11 protein-coding genes and 1 pseudogene are annotated in these 14,945 nt (G+C 52.0%); 3 read left to right on the forward strand and 9 right to left on the reverse strand.

Annotated elements, in window-relative coordinates; all coding sequences use genetic code 11:
• Positions 1 to 35 precede the first annotated feature (35 nt).
• The 3 genes from ABIE11_RS21465 to ABIE11_RS21475 all read left to right on the forward strand — a co-directional run bounded on the left by ABIE11_RS21465 (position 36) and on the right by ABIE11_RS21475 (position 2,383).
• Positions 36 to 1,580: a diguanylate cyclase domain-containing protein gene (locus tag ABIE11_RS21465; protein WP_409256684.1), complete on the forward strand. Its 1,545-nt coding sequence runs from the start codon at positions 36 to 38 to the stop codon at positions 1,578 to 1,580.
• Between the two features lie 176 nt (positions 1,581 to 1,756).
• Positions 1,757 to 2,062 carry a PTS sugar transporter subunit IIB gene (locus ABIE11_RS21470; RefSeq protein ID WP_100778105.1) on the forward strand — a complete coding sequence of 102 codons (306 nt, stop codon included), beginning with the start codon at positions 1,757 to 1,759 and terminating at the stop codon, positions 2,060 to 2,062.
• A 3-nt stretch (positions 2,063 to 2,065) separates the two neighbouring features.
• Entirely contained in the window at positions 2,066 to 2,383 is a 318-nt protein-coding gene (locus tag ABIE11_RS21475) for a PTS lactose/cellobiose transporter subunit IIA (RefSeq protein ID WP_100778106.1), read from the forward strand.
• 115 nt (positions 2,384 to 2,498) lie between these two features.
• Here the strand turns inward: ABIE11_RS21475 and rpoC are convergent, their stop codons facing one another.
• The 9 genes and pseudogenes from rpoC to tuf form a co-directional block, all read right to left on the reverse strand.
• On the reverse strand, positions 2,499 to 6,722 hold the full coding sequence (gene rpoC / locus ABIE11_RS21480; protein ID WP_429185387.1) for a DNA-directed RNA polymerase subunit beta': 4,224 nt from the start codon (positions 6,720 to 6,722) through the stop codon (positions 2,499 to 2,501).
• Positions 6,723 to 6,799: 77 nt separating this feature from the next.
• Positions 6,800 to 10,828 carry a DNA-directed RNA polymerase subunit beta gene (gene rpoB / locus ABIE11_RS21485; RefSeq protein ID WP_102105780.1) on the reverse strand — a complete coding sequence of 1,343 codons (4,029 nt, stop codon included), beginning with the start codon at positions 10,826 to 10,828 and terminating at the stop codon, positions 6,800 to 6,802.
• Between the two features lie 320 nt (positions 10,829 to 11,148).
• Entirely contained in the window at positions 11,149 to 11,514 is a 366-nt protein-coding gene (gene rplL, locus ABIE11_RS21490; protein WP_095280280.1) for a 50S ribosomal protein L7/L12, read from the reverse strand.
• Between the two features lie 66 nt (positions 11,515 to 11,580).
• The gene (gene rplJ, locus ABIE11_RS21495; protein WP_007704673.1) at positions 11,581 to 12,078 is read right to left on the reverse strand and encodes a 50S ribosomal protein L10; all 498 of its coding nucleotides are present in this window, start codon (positions 12,076 to 12,078) and stop codon (positions 11,581 to 11,583) included.
• A 291-nt stretch (positions 12,079 to 12,369) separates the two neighbouring features.
• Positions 12,370 to 13,074 carry a 50S ribosomal protein L1 gene (gene rplA / locus ABIE11_RS21500; protein WP_100778109.1) on the reverse strand — a complete coding sequence of 235 codons (705 nt, stop codon included), beginning with the start codon at positions 13,072 to 13,074 and terminating at the stop codon, positions 12,370 to 12,372.
• Between the two features lie 3 nt (positions 13,075 to 13,077).
• On the reverse strand, positions 13,078 to 13,506 hold the full coding sequence (rplK, locus tag ABIE11_RS21505; RefSeq protein WP_004097640.1) for a 50S ribosomal protein L11: 429 nt from the start codon (positions 13,504 to 13,506) through the stop codon (positions 13,078 to 13,080).
• A gap of 156 nt (positions 13,507 to 13,662) precedes the next feature.
• A complete protein-coding gene (gene nusG / locus ABIE11_RS21510; protein WP_002438628.1) occupies positions 13,663 to 14,208 on the reverse strand; it encodes a transcription termination/antitermination protein NusG in 546 nt (181 codons plus the stop codon).
• A 1-nt stretch (position 14,209) separates the two neighbouring features.
• Positions 14,210 to 14,593, reverse strand: coding sequence for a preprotein translocase subunit SecE (gene secE / locus ABIE11_RS21515; protein ID WP_003862342.1), 384 nt, complete (start codon positions 14,591 to 14,593; stop codon positions 14,210 to 14,212).
• A 229-nt stretch (positions 14,594 to 14,822) separates the two neighbouring features.
• Positions 14,823 to 14,945, reverse strand: a pseudogene (gene tuf, locus ABIE11_RS21520) (elongation factor Tu); the annotation flags it as partial.

The following is a 14,945-nucleotide window of genomic DNA, read 5'->3' on the forward strand; positions in this document are numbered from 1 at the left end:
TTGGACTATCACCTCTTCTGGATCTCTGACAACCCATGCCTGTCCACAGTAAAAAACTCTCTTTTACGACACCTATCCTGGTGAGCTTTGCGGGGATATTGCTCAGTTTTGTGCTGATCGCCGTGTTTATCACGCTGACGCAGCGAAAAGATTTTGTTGAGGATTATCATAATATTAACCTCAATTTCACGCATAACCTGGCGGTGAACTATACGGAATCGATCCTGCGTGAAAACGACCATATTCTTGGCCGGGCTGTCACATTCTTCTCCCGCAATAACCAGCTTGAGAACACGGTGAATGTCGATCGCGAGAACGGATTGCAGGCCCTGATGCAGTTGCAAAATATGATGCCGAACGTTTCGGCTATCTCTCTGGCTGATGCCCAGGGACACTACCTGCGTGCCCCCGAAGTCCTGGCGGATGACAGCAGCAAAAAGTTTGATCCCCGCGTCCGCCCGTGGTTTGTCGGTCAGGCGCAGGCGAGTACCTTAAGCCGCTATACCAGCCCTTATATGGATTACTTCACTCATCAGCTTACCGTTACCCTCTACCGGCCCGTCATTTCGCCGGAAGGTCGCGTTAAAGGGACTCTCGGATTTCATCTCGACCTGGCTTCCATGGGATATACCCTGCGCCAGATGGTCGCCCCCATGCATGGGGAATTCTTCGTGGTGGAGCGCGATGGAAAGGTGGTACTGCATCCGGATACCCGAGCCTTGTTTAAAACCTACGTCAGTGAAGAGCTGATGGACCAGATGACCAGCGGCGAGGGGCACACCTACGATCGTAAAACCGGCTTCTGGTACTACTACTACGCCTTTACAAACCCGGACTGGCTCGTCATTTACCGCGTTTCTAATACCACGCTCACCGATATCACACGTCACGAGACGAACATTGTCAGTTGGGGATTTGCGCTGGCCGCCATCGTGATTGTCTTGTTTGGCCTGTATCTGCGCCACGCATCGCGTACGGTACTGATGAACATCATTAATGCCATTAAAACTGGCGAGGTGAATCAAGCGCCGCGACTGGAAGCGATGCTCAGTAAAACCATTCTGACGAACAAAGAGCGCGAGCGGGATTATGTGCGTCAGGCGACCGTGGACGCGCTCACCGGCTGTAAGAATCGCCGCGCCTTCGACAGCGATGTTGCGGCATTGATGAAAGAGCATCAGCCCTTTGCCCTCGCGCTGGTTGATATTGATAACTTTAAATCCATCAACGATACCTGGGGTCATCTGAGCGGTGACATTGTGCTGCGTAATGTCGCCCGGGAGGGCATCCAGGTCATGCAACCCGAGCATATTTCCGTGTATCGCTATGGCGGTGAGGAGTTTGCCGTTGTCTTCCCGGCAGAACATAGTGAGTCAGCTTTTAGCCTGCTGGAAAAATGGCGTCTTCAGGTGGCAGATCGCACCTGGCGGGAAGAGGGTTTGCGCGTCACCTTTAGCGCCGGCCTGGGAGAGTGGCACTTCGAGCCGCTGGAGCAGTTAGTGGGCAGCGTAGACGCAGCTCTCTACGAAGCCAAACAGCAGGGTAAAAACCGCACTCTTCTCTCTTCCACTCACGCATAACACCGCTTACTCTGTGCCCGCTTTGGCGGGCGCACCGCGTAATCCGTTAAAATTGTAACCGGTTTCAGAAAAAGCAGATTTCTTTGTGATGCCTCACACACAATCGCCTTAAAGCGGTTGTTGAAGCCGCCTGCACGGGATAATTATCAATAAACACATGTACATCGAGGCTGACTATGAAGAACATCGTTTTATGCTGTGCGGCGGGTATGTCTACCAGCATGCTGGTTCAACGTATGAAAGACGCCGCAGATAAAAAAGGCGTTGAAGTAACCATTAAAGCCGTGCCGGTTGCTGAATTTAAAGACAATATTGCCACCGCCGACATCGTATTACTGGGGCCACAGGTTAAATACGAACTGGCAAAACTTCAGGCTCAGGCGGAACCGCTGGGCAAAAAGGTCGCGGTGATCGACATGATGGATTACGGCATGATGAAAGGCGATGCCGTGCTCGAAAAAGCACTCAAACTGTTGGAGTAAAACATGGAAGATTTAGAAACAACCATCATGGAGTTGCTGGTAAACGCCGGGGCGGCGCGCAGTGCGGCGTTGACCGCGCTGCAACTGGCACGTAAAGGTGACTTCGAGGGAGCGGAACAAGCGATGGAAGAGTCGCGTGAATATGTGAAGCACGCGCATACCATTCAGACCCAGCTGATTGGCCTTGATGAAGGCACCGGCAAACTCCCGGTGAATCTGATTACCGTTCATTCGCAGGACCACCTGATGAACGCGATGGTGATTCAGGATCTGGCGGGAGACATGATTGAGCTTTATCGTCGCCTGCCGCTGCTGAACTGAAAAAATAGAGATATAAAAAAACCCGCCGAGGCGGGTTTTTTATTGTCGATTGGCGCTAGCGCTTTTCCGACCTGGGTTTCGTTACCCGGCGATTTTCACCGCTGGGCATCAACGATTAATCGTTGTCAGAGCCGCCCAGACCTGCGTTCAGCAGTTCTGCCAGGCTTGCAGAAGCATCTTCCGCAGTTACCTGAGGTGCAGCTGGCAGTTCGCCCGCAGCACGACGACGCATACGATCCTGGTGGTAAGCATAACCGGTACCAGCCGGGATCAGACGACCCACGATAACGTTCTCTTTCAGACCGCGCAGTTCATCACGTTTACCCGCAACAGCCGCTTCGGTCAGGACACGCGTGGTCTCCTGGAAGGATGCTGCAGAGATGAAGGACTCGGTTGCCAGAGACGCTTTGGTGATACCCAGCAGGTCGCGGGAGTAGAGCGCCGCCACTTTGCCGTTCGCTTCCAGATCGCGGTTTGCAATCTTGACGCGGGAGTATTCCACCTGCTCGCCTTCCAGGAAGTCCGAGCTGCCAGCGCTATCGATGGTTGCTTTACGCAGCATCTGACGAACGATAACTTCGATGTGTTTATCGTTAATCTTAACGCCCTGCAGACGGTAAACGTCCTGTACTTCGTTGGTGATATAACGCGTTACCGCGTGAACACCACGAAGACGCAGAATGTCGTGCGGCGCTTCTGGACCATCGGAAACCACGTCACCACGTTCTACACGTTCGCCTTCGAACACGTTGAGCTGACGCCACTTAGGAATCATCTCTTCGTATGGCTCGCTACCGTCTAACGGAGTGATAACCAGACGACGTTTCCCTTTGGTCTCTTTACCGAAGGAAATGATGCCGCTGATTTCCGCAAGGATAGCTGGCTCTTTCGGACGACGTGCTTCGAACAGGTCAGCAACGCGTGGCAGACCACCGGTGATGTCCTTGGTACCGCCAGATTCCTGTGGAATACGCGCCAGGGTGTCACCACCGCTGATCTGTACGCCATCTTCCAGCTGTACAATCGCTTTACCTGGCAGGAAGTACTGAGCAGGCATATCGGTGCCTGGGATCAGAACGTCGTTACCGTTAGCATCAACGATTTTCAGTGCCGGACGCAGATCTTTACCACCCGCGGTACGTTCTGCAGAATCCAGAACCACCAGAGAGGAGAGACCGGTCAGTTCGTCGGTCTGACGAGTAATCGTCTGGCCATCGATCATATCGGTGAAGCGAATGAAGCCCGCCACTTCGGTGATTACCGGCATGGTGTGCGGATCCCAGTTTGCTACGGTCTCGCCGCCAGCAACCTGTTCGCCATCGCCTTTCGCCATCACAGCACCGTAAGGTACTTTGTAGCTCTCTTTGGTACGACCGAATTCGTCGATCAGCTTCAGCTCGGTGTTACGAGAGGTCACAACCAGCTTGCCAGCGGAGTTAACAACCGACTTGGCGTTAGACAGCTTGATGCTACCCTTGTTTTTCACCTGGATGCTGGATTCAGCAGCCGCACGAGATGCCGCACCACCGATGTGGAACGTACGCATCGTCAGCTGTGTACCCGGCTCACCGATGGACTGTGCCGCGATAACGCCGATTGCTTCACCTTTGTTGATGATGTGGCCACGCGCCAGGTCACGACCATAGCAGTGCGCACATACACCAAAGTCGGTGTCACAGGATACGACGGAACGCACTTTCACGGAGTCGACAGAGTTCTCTTCCAGCAGGTCACACCACTGTTCGTGCAGCAGAGTGTTGCGTGGAACCAGAATGTCTGCGGTACCTGGTTTCAGTACGTCTTCAGCAGTCACACGACCCAGAACGCGATCGCGCAGTGGCTCTTTAACATCACCACCCTCGATAACCGGGGTCATGGTGATACCTTCGAGGGTGCCACAATCGTCTTCAGTCACCACCAGATCCTGCGCAACGTCAACCAGACGACGCGTCAGATAACCGGAGTTTGCTGTTTTCAGTGCGGTATCCGCCAGACCTTTACGCGCACCGTGCGTGGAGATGAAGTACTGGAGTACGTTCAGACCTTCACGGAAGTTCGCGGTGATTGGCGTCTCGATGATGGAACCATCTGGTTTCGCCATCAGACCACGCATACCTGCCAGCTGACGAATCTGTGCTGCGGAACCACGCGCACCGGAGTCGGCCATCATGTAGATGCTGTTGAAGGAAACCTGCTGCTCTTCTTTACCTTCACGGTTAATGACGGTTTCAGTTTGCAGGTTGTCCATCATCGCTTTGGAAACGCGATCGTTCGCCGCAGCCCAAATATCGATAACTTTGTTGTAGCGTTCGCCCGCGGTAACCAGACCAGACTGGAACTGCTCCTGGATTTCGGCCACTTCAGCTTCGGCTTCGCTGATGATCTCGTATTTCTTCTGTGGGATCACCATGTCATCGATACCAACAGATGCACCTGAACGCGCTGCATAAGCAAAGCCGGTGTACATCGTCTGGTCAGCGAAGATAACGGTCGGTTTCAGACCCAAAATGCGGTAACAGGTGTTCAGCATTTTGGAGATCGCTTTCTTGCCCAGCGCCTGGTTGACGATGGAGAAAGGCAGACCTTTCGGCACGATCATCCACAGAATCGCACGACCAACAGTCGTATCGATCAGGCTGGTTTTCGCAACGAATTCGCCGCTTGCATCTTTTTCGTATTCAGTGATACGCACTTTAATGCGCGCATGCAGAGAGGCCAGGCCAGCGCGGTAAATACGCTCAGCTTCTTTAGGGCCAGTCAGCACCATGCCTTCGCCTTTGGCGTTAACACAGTCACGGGTCATGTAGTACAGACCCAGTACAACGTCCTGAGAAGGAACGATGATTGGCTCGCCGTTCGCAGGTGACAGGATGTTGTTGGTAGACATCATCAGCGCACGCGCTTCGAGCTGGGCTTCCAGCGTCAGCGGTACGTGAACAGCCATCTGGTCACCATCGAAGTCGGCGTTATATGCCGCACAAACCAGCGGGTGCAGCTGAATGGCTTTACCTTCGATCAGAACCGGTTCAAACGCCTGGATACCCAAACGGTGCAGAGTTGGTGCACGGTTCAGCAGTACCGGGTGTTCGCGGATAACTTCGTCCAGGATATCCCAAACGACAGCTTCTTCGCGCTCAACCATTTTCTTAGCGGCTTTGATGGTGGTGGCCAGGCCACGCAGTTCCAGCTTGCCGTAGATGAACGGTTTGAACAGTTCCAGTGCCATTTTCTTCGGCAGACCGCACTGATGCAGACGCAGGTATGGACCTACGGTGATTACAGAACGACCGGAGTAGTCAACACGCTTACCGAGCAGGTTCTGACGGAAACGACCCTGTTTACCTTTGATCATATCGGCCAAAGATTTCAGAGGACGTTTGTTAGAACCGGTGATCGCACGACCGCGACGACCGTTATCCAGCAGGGCGTCGACCGCTTCCTGCAGCATACGTTTTTCGTTGCGTACGATAATGTCAGGCGCAGCCAGATCCAACAGTCGTTTCAGACGGTTGTTACGGTTGATCACGCGACGATACAGATCGTTCAGGTCGGAAGTCGCGAAACGACCACCATCCAGCGGAACCAGCGGACGCAGATCTGGCGGCAGAACCGGCAGAACGGTCAGAATCATCCACTCTGGTTTGTTACCAGACTGAACGAACGCTTCCAGCAGCTTGATACGCTTGGTCAGCTTTTTACGCTTGGTTTCGGAGTTGGTTTCGTTCAGCTCTTCACGCAGCTGCTCGCACTCTTGCTCCAGATCCATGCTTTTCAGCAGGGCCTGAATAGCTTCCGCACCCATTTTCGCGTCGAATTCGTCACCGAACTCTTCCAGCGCGTCCAGATACTGTTCTTCGGTCAGAATCTGGTTACGTTCCAGATTCGTCATCCCGCCTTCGATAACAACATAAGATTCGAAGTACAGAACACGTTCGATATCGCGCAGCGGCATATCCAGCAGCAGACCGATACGGGACGGCAGAGATTTCAGGAACCAGATGTGAGCAGTCGGAGACGCAAGCTCGATGTGGCCCATGCGCTCACGGCGCACTTTAGTTTGGGTCACTTCAACGCCGCACTTCTCACAGATCACACCACGGTGTTTCAGGCGCTTGTACTTACCGCACAGGCACTCGTAATCTTTTACTGGCCCGAAAATACGCGCACAGAAAAGGCCGTCACGCTCAGGTTTGAACGTACGGTAGTTGATGGTTTCCGGCTTCTTAACTTCACCGAAAGACCATGAACGGATCATGTCTGGCGATGCCAGAGCAATTTTGATCGCATCAAACTCTTCGGTTTTAGTTTGCGCTTTCAGAAACTTTAATAAGTCTTTCACGGATTTGCTCCCGTCGGAGTTAGCACAATCTGGTGCCGGGTTATTAATCCGGCACCAGTGACCTGTTTGAGCGAGAGTTACTCGTCTTCCAGCTCGATGTTGATACCCAGGGAACGGATCTCTTTCAACAGTACGTTGAAGGATTCCGGCATGCCCGGTTCCATCTGATGGTTACCGTCGACGATGTTTTTATACATCTTCGTACGGCCGTTCACGTCATCAGACTTAACGGTAAGCATTTCCTGCAGGGTGTATGCCGCGCCATATGCTTCAAGCGCCCACACTTCCATCTCACCGAAGCGCTGACCACCGAACTGTGCCTTACCACCCAGCGGCTGCTGAGTAACCAGGCTGTAAGAACCGGTAGAACGCGCATGCATCTTGTCATCAACCAGGTGGTTCAGTTTCAGCATGTACATGTAGCCAACGGTAACCTGGCGCTCGAATTGCTCACCGGTACGACCGTCGAACAGTGTGATCTGACCGGAAGTCGGCAGGCCACCCAGCTGTAACAGTTCCTTGATTTCAGACTCTTTCGCACCATCGAAGACCGGTGTTGCGATCGGCATGCCTTTTTTCAGGTTCTCAGCCAGACGCAGAACTTCGTCATCGCTGAAGGTGTTCAGGTCAACTTTCTGACGAACATCAGTGCCCAGATCGTACGCACGCTGGATGAATTCGCGCAGTTTCGCGACTTCTTCCTGCTGCTTCAGCATGGCGTTGATTTTCTCGCCGATACCTTTCGCAGCCATACCCAGGTGAGTTTCGAGGATCTGACCAATGTTCATACGAGACGGTACACCCAGTGGGTTCAGCACGATATCTACCGGCGTACCGTTAGCATCGTGAGGCATATCTTCGATCGGGTTGATCTTGGAGATAACACCTTTGTTACCGTGACGACCTGCCATTTTATCACCAGGCTGGATCTGACGTTTAACGGCCAGATAAACCTTAACAATCTTCAGCACGCCTGGTGCCAGATCGTCGCCCTGAGTGATTTTGCGGCGTTTCGCTTCGAGTTTTTTCTCGAACTCGTGTTTCAGTTCGTCGTACTGCTCAGCCAGTTGTTCCAGCTGACTTTGTTTCTCTTCGTCGGCCAGGCCCAGTTCCAGCCAGCGGTCGCGAGGCAGTTTGTCGAGCTTCTCAGCTTCGATGCCACCGGAGACCAGCGCAGCATAGATACGACTAAACAGGCCAGCTTCGAGGATCTGCAGTTCTTCAGACAGGTCTTTTTTCGCCTGCTTCAGCTGCATCTCTTCGATTTCCAGCGCACGTTTGTCTTTTTCTACGCCATCGCGAGTAAAGACCTGAACGTCGATAACCGTACCGGAAACACCGTTTGGTACACGCAGAGAAGAGTCTTTAACGTCAGACGCTTTCTCACCGAAGATTGCACGCAGCAGTTTCTCTTCTGGCGTCAGCTGGGTTTCACCTTTCGGCGTTACCTTACCAACCAGAATGTCGCCGCCGGTCACTTCTGCACCGATGTAAACGATACCGGATTCATCAAGTTTAGAGAGCGCAGCTTCACCCACGTTCGGGATGTCAGCAGTGATCTCTTCTGGCCCCAGCTTGGTGTCACGGGACACACATGCCAGTTCCTGAATGTGAATCGTGGTGAAACGATCTTCCTGGACCACACGCTCGGAAACGAGGATGGAGTCTTCGAAGTTGTAACCGTTCCACGGCATGAACGCTACGCGCATGTTCTGACCGAGCGCCAGTTCACCGAGATCGGTAGACGGACCATCTGCCAGTACGTCGCCGCGCTCAACCGGCTCACCCAGAGACACACACGGCATCTGGTTGATGCAGGTGTTCTGGTTAGAACGGGTGTACTTCGTCAGGTTATAGATATCGATGCCTGCTTCGCCCGGATACATCTCGTCTTCGTTAACTTTGATAACGATACGGGAAGCATCAACGTACTGAACAGTACCGCCACGTTTAGCAACTGCGGTTACACCGGAGTCAACGGCAACAGCACGTTCCATACCGGTACCAACCAGCGGCTTATCAGCGCGCAGAGTCGGAACCGCCTGACGTTGCATGTTTGCACCCATCAATGCACGGTTGGCGTCATCGTGTTCCAGGAATGGAATCAGGGACGCACCAACAGAAACGATCTGCTGCGTGGAAACGTCCATGTAGTCCACCTGATCATTGCTGAACAGGCTAGATTCGCCTTTGCTACGGCAGGTAACGAGATCGTCAACGAAACGACCTTCTTCGTCCAGGTTGGTGTTCGCCTGAGCGATGACGTAGTTACCTTCCTCGATAGCAGACAGGTAATGAATTTCGTCGGTTACAACACCGTCAGTCACTTTACGGTACGGAGTCTCGAGGAAACCGTATTCGTTAGTCTGAGCGTACACGGACAGGGAGTTGATCAGACCGATGTTTGGACCTTCAGGCGTTTCGATTGGACATACGCGACCGTAGTGAGTCGGGTGTACGTCTCGAACTTCAAAGCCTGCACGTTCACGGGTCAGACCGCCTGGGCCGAGTGCAGAGATACGACGTTTGTGCGTAATCTCAGACAGTGGGTTGTTCTGGTCCATGAACTGAGACAGCTGGCTGGAACCAAAGAACTCTTTCACTGCGGCAGAAATTGGCTTGGCGTTGATCATATCCTGAGGCATCAGGGTATCCAGATCGCCCAGAGACAGACGCTCTTTCACCGCACGCTCAACACGTACCAGGCCAACACGGAATTGGTTTTCCGCCATTTCGCCTACGGAACGGATACGACGGTTGCCGAGGTGGTCGATATCATCCACTTCGCCTTTGCCGTTACGGATATCAATGAGCTTTTTCATCACTTCGATGATGTCTTCTTTGCTCAGGATACCGGAACCTTCGATCGCGTCACGCAGCAGAGAACGGTTGAACTTCATACGACCAACCGCGGACAGATCGTAGCGGTCTTCGGAGAAGAACAGGTTCTCAAACAGGCTTTCAGCCGCTTCACGCGTTGGTGGCTCACCAGGGCGCATCATGCGGTAGATTTCTACCAGCGCGCTCAGACGATCGTTAGTTGGGTCGACGCGTACAGTCTCAGAGATGTACGGACCGTGATCCAGATCGTTGGTGAACAGCGTTTCGATACGTTTGTGACCAGACTGGCTCAGCTTAGCCAACAGATCCAGGCTCAGCTCCATGTTAGCCGGGCAGATCAGTTCGCCAGTTGAAGCATCAACGTAATCTTTTGCTGCCACTTTGCCCGCGATGTATTCAACCGGAACTTCGATGTGTTTGATTTCATCTTTTTCCAGCTGGCGGATATGGCGCGCAGTGATACGGCGACCTTTTTCCACGTACACTTTGCCGTCGGATTCGATGTCGAACGACGCGGTTTCGCCACGCAGACGTTCCGGCAGCAGCTCCATTTGCAGCTTGTTGTCGCGGATCTCAAAGATCACTTTCTCGAAGAACAGGTCAAGGATCTGCTCAGTGGTATAGCTCAACGCACGCAGAATGATGGTCGCTGGCAGTTTACGACGACGGTCGATACGGACAAACAGGTTGTCTTTCGGATCGAACTCGAAGTCCAGCCATGAACCACGGTAAGGAATGATGCGCGCGTTATACAGTACTTTACCGGAAGAGTGTGTTTTACCTTTATCGCTGTCGAAGAAGACACCCGGGCTACGATGCAGCTGGGAAACGATAACACGCTCTGTGCCGTTGATGACAAAAGTACCGTTGTCCGTCATGAGTGGAATTTCACCCATGTAGACTTCTTGTTCTTTAATGTCTTTAACGGTGCCTTCTGGCGCTTCGCGCTCATAGACAACCAGACGCAGTTTGACGCGCAGCGGTGCGGAATAGGTCACACCACGGATCTGACATTCCTGAACGTCAAATACCGGTTCGCCAAGGCGGTAGCTGACGTATTGCAGCTCAGAATTACCGCTATAGCTTTTGATTGGGAATACGGAACGGAAGGCTGCTTCCAGACCATACTGCCCTTCAGGATCTTGCTCGATAAACTTCTGGAACGAGTCAAGCTGGATAGAAAGGAGATAAGGTATATCCAGAACTTGTGGACGTTTACCAAAATCCTTACGAATACGTTTTTTCTCGGTATAGGAGTAAACCATTAGGGTTCCTCAGCTCGCTGACAAGTCGACCCATCTGTCCGACGAAGGGACAGTTTGTGCAACACCGTTTTGTTGATCGGAAAATTGAATACTTTCCGCAATACCTGTTGCTATCACGCTTAAACCATTTCGTTGCGATTTACACAGAGCGAGCACCCTGTCGCAGTATATTAAGGCGTCGATAGAAACAAGCATTGTCAGGACAACCAGCAGTCAAACAGTGTGAAATGCTACTGGCGCCTTACAGCGCAAAAAGGCTGGTGACTAAAAAGTCACCAGCCATCAGCCTAATTTCTCAGGCTGCAACCGGAAGGGTTGGCTTATTTAACTTCAACTTCAGCGCCAGCTTCTTCCAGAGATTTTTTCAGTGCTTCTGCGTCATCTTTGCTCACGCCTTCTTTCAGAGCGGCTGGAGCAGATTCTACCAGGTCTTTAGCTTCTTTCAGACCCAGGCCAGTTGCGCTACGTACTGCTTTGATTACAGCAACTTTGTTAGCGCCAGCAGCTTTCAGAATTACGTCGAATTCAGTTTTTTCTTCAGCAGCTTCAGCCGGGCCAGCAGCTACAGCTACAGCAGCAGCAGCGGAAACACCGAATTTTTCTTCCATTGCAGAAATCAGTTCTACAACGTCCATTACGGACATAGCTGCAACTGCTTCAATGATTTGATCTTTAGTGATAGACATTTAAATTGTTCCTGAAAATCAGAATAAGTTTATACGTAAGCGAATGCTTGATAAAGAAAACGGCTATTAAGCAGCTTCTTTTGCATCGCGAACAGCAGCCAGAGTGCGAACCAGTTTGCCAGCCGAAGCTTCTTTCATGGTTGCCATCAGGCGTGCAATTGCTTCTTCGTAGGTCGGCAGGGTTGCCAGGCGATCGATTTGCGATGCCGGGATCAACTCACCTTCAAAGGCTGCGGCTTTGACCTCAAATTTTGCATTCGCTTTCGCGAAATCTTTGAACAGACGAGCAGCTGCGCCCGGGTGTTCCATAGAATATGCAATCAGGGTCGGACCAACGAACGCGTCTTTCAGGCACTCAAACTGAGTACCTTCAACAACACGGCGCAGCAGGGTGTTACGAACAACACGCATGTATACGCCGGCTTCGCGACCTGCTTTACGCAGTTCAGTCATTTTGTCTACAGTTACGCCGCGGGAATCCGCAACTACTGCAGACAGCGCGCCTTTGGCTACTTCGCTGACTTCAGCAACAATCGCTTGTTTGTCTTGAAGATTTAAAGCCATTAGCTTTGCTCCTGGATGTTTGCCGGAACTCATGTTCCGGAACTCACTTCACTCTTCCCAACGGAAAGAGCGTCTTAATACGGTGAGCAGAAACAAGCCAGAGTATCAGAAATAATCTTAGCGTTCTGTCACCGTCTACGCAGGGCATTAAGCCTCTTTCGAGACACCTGCGGTCTTCGACGGAGGCCTGGATTAGGCCAGGCTCCAACGAACAAATCTTTTTACCTGCTAACTTTCGTTAGCAAACGTGGGGGTAAGATTGTAGACAAATCCACCGCCCACGTAAAGGTATTAGTTTGCAGCAGCGCTCAGGCCAGCCTGGTCAACTGCAACACCTGCACCCATAGTGGTGGAGATGCTAATTTTCTTGATGTACACGCCTTTCGCCTGAGTTGGTTTTGCTTTTTTCAGCGCAACCAGCAGAGATTCCAGGTTTTCTTTCAATTTGTCAGCGTCGAAGTCCACTTTACCGATGGTAGTGTGGATGATGCCGTTTTTGTCGTTACGATAACGAACCTGACCCGCTTTAGCGTTCTTAACCGCTTCAGCAACGTTAGGAGTTACAGTACCAACTTTAGGGTTTGGCATCAGGCCGCGTGGACCCAGAACCTGGCCCAGCTGGCCAACAACGCGCATTGCATCCGGGGAAGCAATAACAACGTCAAAGTTCATTTCGCCTTTTTTGATCTGATCAGCCAGATCTTCCATACCTACCAGTTCAGCGCCAGCAGCTTTAGCAGCTTCAGCGTTTGCACCCTGAGCAAATACAGCTACGCGTACGGAACGGCCAGTACCGTGTGGCAGTACAGTTGCGCCACGAACGTTCTGATCAGATTTACGAGCGTCGATACCGAGGTTTACAGCAACGTCAACGCTTTCAACGAACTTAGCGGTAGCCAGTTCTTTCAGCAGAGCGATAGCTTCGGTGATGTCGTATTGTTTGGTCGCATCAACTTTGTCACGGATCACGGACATGCGCTTGGTCAGTTTAGCCATTTCTTAGTCCTCCACTACCAGGCCCATGGAACGTGCAGTACCTTCAATGGAGCGAGTCATCGCTTCAATGTCGGAACCAGTCATGTCGGCAGCTTTGGTCTGCGCGATTTCCTGCAGCTGAGCGCGGGAAATTTTACCAACTTTATCTTTGTTCGGCTTACCGGAACCAGACTTGATACCAGCCGCTTTTTTCAGCAGTACTGCTGCCGGCGGGGTCTTGGTAACGAAAGTGAAAGAACGGTCAGCGTATACGGTGATAACAACCGGAATTGGCAAACCTTTTTCAAGGGATTCAGTTTTTGCGTTGAACGCTTTACAGAATTCCATGATGTTAACACCCTGCTGGCCCAGAGCTGGACCAACTGGTGGACTTGGGTTAGCCATACCAGCTGCAACCTGCAGCTTGACATAGGCTTGTACTTTCTTAGCCATTCTAAAATCCTCTAAATGGGTTATAGCGCCTCAAGGAGGCTCCCCGTGATAAATATCGTTTTACGGGTCGGAACCCATAAAAACAAAAGGCGCGAAATTGTATTCCAATCTCGCGCCCTGTGCAACGATTAAATCGCCGCTTTTTTGATCGGCTGCTTAAGCTTTTTCTACCTGGGCAAAGTCCAGTTCTACCGGGGTCGCACGACCGAAGATAGAAACAGAAACTTTCAGGCGGGACTTCTCGTAGTCCACTTCTTCAACCACGCCGTTAAAGTCAGCAAACGGACCGTCGCTAACACGAACCATTTCACCCGGTTCAAACAGCGTTTTCGGACGCGGCTTATCACCAACCTGCTGCAGGCGGTTCATAATCGCATCAACTTCTTTGTCGCTGATTGGCGCCGGACGATCGGACGTGCCGCCGATAAAGCCCATTACGCGCGGGACGCTGCGCACCAGGTGCCAGCTTGCATCGTTCATCACCATCTGAACCAGCACGTAACCCGGGAAGAATTTGCGCTCACTTTTGCGGCGCTGGCCACCACGGATCTCGACCACTTCTTCGGTCGGAACCATGACTTCACCAAACAACTCTTCCATATTGTGTAATTTGATATGCTCACGCAGCGAAGTGGCTACGCGGCCTTCAAAACCGGAGAACGCCTGAACGACGTACCAGCGCTTTTTAGGGGCTTCAGACATCTTAGAACCTCAGGCCAGTGATAAAGGAAACCAGGCGAACCAGAATACCATCCAGTCCCCACAGAATCAGTGACATAACTGCTGTCACTGCTGCCACAATCAGCGTGGTGTGCAATGTTTCCTGGCGAGTCGGCCAAATGACCTTGCGAACTTCGGTTCGCGCTTCGCGGGCAAAAGCAACGGTCGCTTTACCTTTTGTCGTCAACAGCGCGACACCACCCGCTGCAGCAATAAGAATTACTACGGCCAGCGCACGCAACGGCAGCATCATGTCACGATAGAGGTAGTTGCCAACAATAGCCACAATCAGCAGCACGGCCACAACTACCCACTTCATCGCTTCCAGGCCGCGACCGCTCCCTTGAGCTTCGGTATTCGCACTCATAAACCAACCTGTCAGAAGTATTCTACAAACAATTTCACCCCGCGAGAGCGAGGCGATCCAACCCGAAAAAACCAATCGCTTTTCGGACTAAACGCCCTCTACAGAGCCTGTCTCAGCAATGATTATGACAAAAAAAATCACTGATGAGCCAGGTTCTGGTTCGAAAGCGTGCAAAAAGGGCATCAAATGATGCCCTTTTATTGCGCATTGCGTCAAATGTTATCAGCGATTAGCCGAGAACTTTAGCAACAACGCCTGCACCAACAGTACGGCCGCCTTCACGGATTGCGAAACGCAGACCGTCATCCATCGCGATTGGGTGGATCAGGGTAACAACCATTTTGATGTTGTC

It is taken from the genome of Lelliottia sp. 489 (assembly GCF_050435885.1).
Classification (GTDB): domain Bacteria; phylum Pseudomonadota; class Gammaproteobacteria; order Enterobacterales; family Enterobacteriaceae; genus Enterobacter; species Enterobacter nimipressuralis.

What these genes read in the sequence shown, in the direction of transcription:
- ABIE11_RS21475 (WP_100778106.1), top strand. Translation starts at nt 2,066, where the DNA reads ATGGAAGATTTAGAAACAACCATCATGGAGTTGCTGGTAAACGCCGGG.
- nusG (WP_002438628.1), bottom strand. Translation starts at nt 14,208, where the DNA reads ATGTCTGAAGCCCCTAAAAAGCGCTGGTACGTCGTTCAGGCGTTCTCC.
- rplL (WP_095280280.1), bottom strand. Translation starts at nt 11,514, where the DNA reads ATGTCTATCACTAAAGATCAAATCATTGAAGCAGTTGCAGCTATGTCC.
- rplK (WP_004097640.1), bottom strand. Translation starts at nt 13,506, where the DNA reads ATGGCTAAGAAAGTACAAGCCTATGTCAAGCTGCAGGTTGCAGCTGGT.
- secE (WP_003862342.1), bottom strand. Translation starts at nt 14,593, where the DNA reads ATGAGTGCGAATACCGAAGCTCAAGGGAGCGGTCGCGGCCTGGAAGCG.
- rpoB (WP_102105780.1), bottom strand. Translation starts at nt 10,828, where the DNA reads ATGGTTTACTCCTATACCGAGAAAAAACGTATTCGTAAGGATTTTGGT.
- rplA (WP_100778109.1), bottom strand. Translation starts at nt 13,074, where the DNA reads ATGGCTAAACTGACCAAGCGCATGTCCGTGATCCGTGACAAAGTTGAT.
- ABIE11_RS21470 (WP_100778105.1), top strand. Translation starts at nt 1,757, where the DNA reads ATGAAGAACATCGTTTTATGCTGTGCGGCGGGTATGTCTACCAGCATG.
- ABIE11_RS21465 (WP_409256684.1), top strand. Translation starts at nt 36, where the DNA reads ATGCCTGTCCACAGTAAAAAACTCTCTTTTACGACACCTATCCTGGTG.
- rplJ (WP_007704673.1), bottom strand. Translation starts at nt 12,078, where the DNA reads ATGGCTTTAAATCTTCAAGACAAACAAGCGATTGTTGCTGAAGTCAGC.